Genomic DNA, 2,154 nt, shown 5'->3' with positions numbered 1-2,154 from the left:
ATTTAGAGATGCACAAAAAATTCAGCAGGTGGTATTTGCTTTGGCAAGTCATGTTATAATTGATCTGCTCTTTATATTGGTTATATTCTTTTTGGTTTTTTTATACGAGTGGAGGATCGGGCTGGTATTGGTAGTGTTTACGCCGGTTTATTTTTTTTGGATGGTAAGAAGAGCGAATGCCCTCAGTGCTTGTCAAATTAACCGGATTAAAAACGCCACCAGCTTTGAACAACAATTTATTGCTGTAATCTCTTCCATTCAAACCTACAAAATGTATGGAAAAGAAGAACTGGCTGCCCTGAATCTGCAACTGAAGCAGGAGTTGTTTCAGGATGCTGATAAGGGGTACAGAACCGCCCTTGCACGCCTCGCTTTTGTATCTGGAATTTTTGTTGTTCCGGTTATGTTACTCGTTACTTATATGGCATCTTTTGCGGCTATTTCGGGTAGAATTTCAACCGGTGAATTCGTAGCATTGGTAGGATTTGTTTCTTTTTTATTTCCTGTTCTAACCAGCCTTGCTTCCTTTTCAGTGCCAATGAAGGAGGCTTCCATAGCATTTAACCGATTATACGAATTTCATCTTACACATGCCGGTATGAGAAAGCAGCAAACTCATATAAAAGAGTTTAGATCAATCCGCTTGGAAGATGTTATTATAATGGGTAAGCAAGCAAAACCTGTTGCTGAGAGGTTGAACTTTTTTCTTCCAACCACAGGCTTTATTTCTGTTGTCGGAGAAAATGGAACCGGCAAAACAAGACTTTTACAAGTGCTGTCGAAATGTAGCGAAACCTATGAAGGAATTATCCGGGTCAATGAGCAACACAATCTTTGTGATTTATCCTTTAGTTCCTGGATGGACCTGGTTGCGATAGTACCGCAGGAGATTGTTCTTTTTACCGGCACCATCGTTGAGAACATAGCGTTTGACAACACAGCTATCAGCAAGGGAAAAATAACTGAGATGCTTACGAGGTATGATTTACACCATTATTTCGATACATTTCCCGCGGCACTTGAAACCATTATAGGTGCGGGGGGCATGCCTGTTTCAGGTGGACAAAAGCAAATTATAGGCCTCGCAAGGGCATTATTTAAGAACCCTGCCGTTTTATTGCTGGATGAAGTTACTGCTGCCCTGGACGCTGAACGTGAAAAGCAGGTAGTTGAACTACTATTCCGGTTGAAGCAGGAGATCCTGATTATTTGTGTTTCACATAAAAACGAAACCATCTGCAACAGATCTGATCTGATTATTCAACTTTAAGCATTGTTATTGATTGGTATTGTCTGTCTTATAAAGCATATTACATATCATTCGGTTGTACCAAACCGGTGGCAATGCGCATGTTTCCTGCAATTTTATGAGGTGCCGCTCTAAACGCCCGCATATTGAGATAAGAGGCTGGTTACACAAATTGATTCAGTTATCCAGCTGTTTTTCGGCTTTTTTTCTGGAAAATAAATGCAATTGATTGCCCTTTATGGAAGTTGATAATGTGCCATTGTGCCGAAAATGGGTATGCTGTTAAAAACTCAGCTGACCTGGAGAATTTCGGTATAAGTGAGGTAGTTTCGCTTCCTCCCCCATCCCTCCCAAGTTGGCAAGCTTGAACTAAGTTCGGTACCGGTGTACACCAGCATTGAAGTGCGTACGAACACCTGTCAGACACCTGTCTAACACCTGTCTGACACCTTTTACGTATTTTGATTCCTCATCAGCTTAGCGCAATGTCTATGGAATTAACTACGAAGGTGTTGGATATATCTGTACTGCTGGTTATCAATTTTGCATCCCAGCAAAACCAGGTGCCGGTAATCCGCAGCCTGATTATTACCAATACCAGCCAGGAAGATTGGTTCGGGCTTACCCTCAGCATCCTGACAAATCCTGCATTTGCAGGGCCCCTCACTTACAGAATTGATCAACTCAAAGCCGGCGAAGCCTATGCAATCAATTGTCCGGCTTATAGTATTTCAACCGCCTACCTCGCCGAACTCACAGAACAGCTGCTTGGCACCCTGGAGGTGCTGCTTCAGCTAAAAACCTCCGCCGGTATAGAAGAACAATTTTCACAAAACTGTCCGATCCGAATTTTACCTTTTGACTTCTGGGGAGGAATCACCTATTTTCCTGAACTCCTCACGGCT

Annotated in this window: 2 protein-coding genes; both read left to right on the top strand. The window is 42.4% G+C overall.

The features are described 5' to 3' along the window. Window positions 1-1,270: ABC transporter ATP-binding protein (locus tag A1D16_RS20090; protein ID WP_290712910.1), on the top strand; the 1,270-nt coding region annotated here is incomplete at its 5' end. Between the two features lie 464 nt (window positions 1,271-1,734). Beyond that, on the top strand, window positions 1,735-2,154 hold a 420-nt coding region (locus A1D16_RS20085), incomplete at its 3' end, for a hypothetical protein (protein WP_290712907.1).

It is taken from the genome of Flavihumibacter sp. CACIAM 22H1 (assembly GCF_001601815.1).
Classification (GTDB): domain Bacteria; phylum Bacteroidota; class Bacteroidia; order Chitinophagales; family Chitinophagaceae; genus Flavihumibacter.
This window is presented reverse-complemented; position numbering and strand designations above follow the sequence as displayed.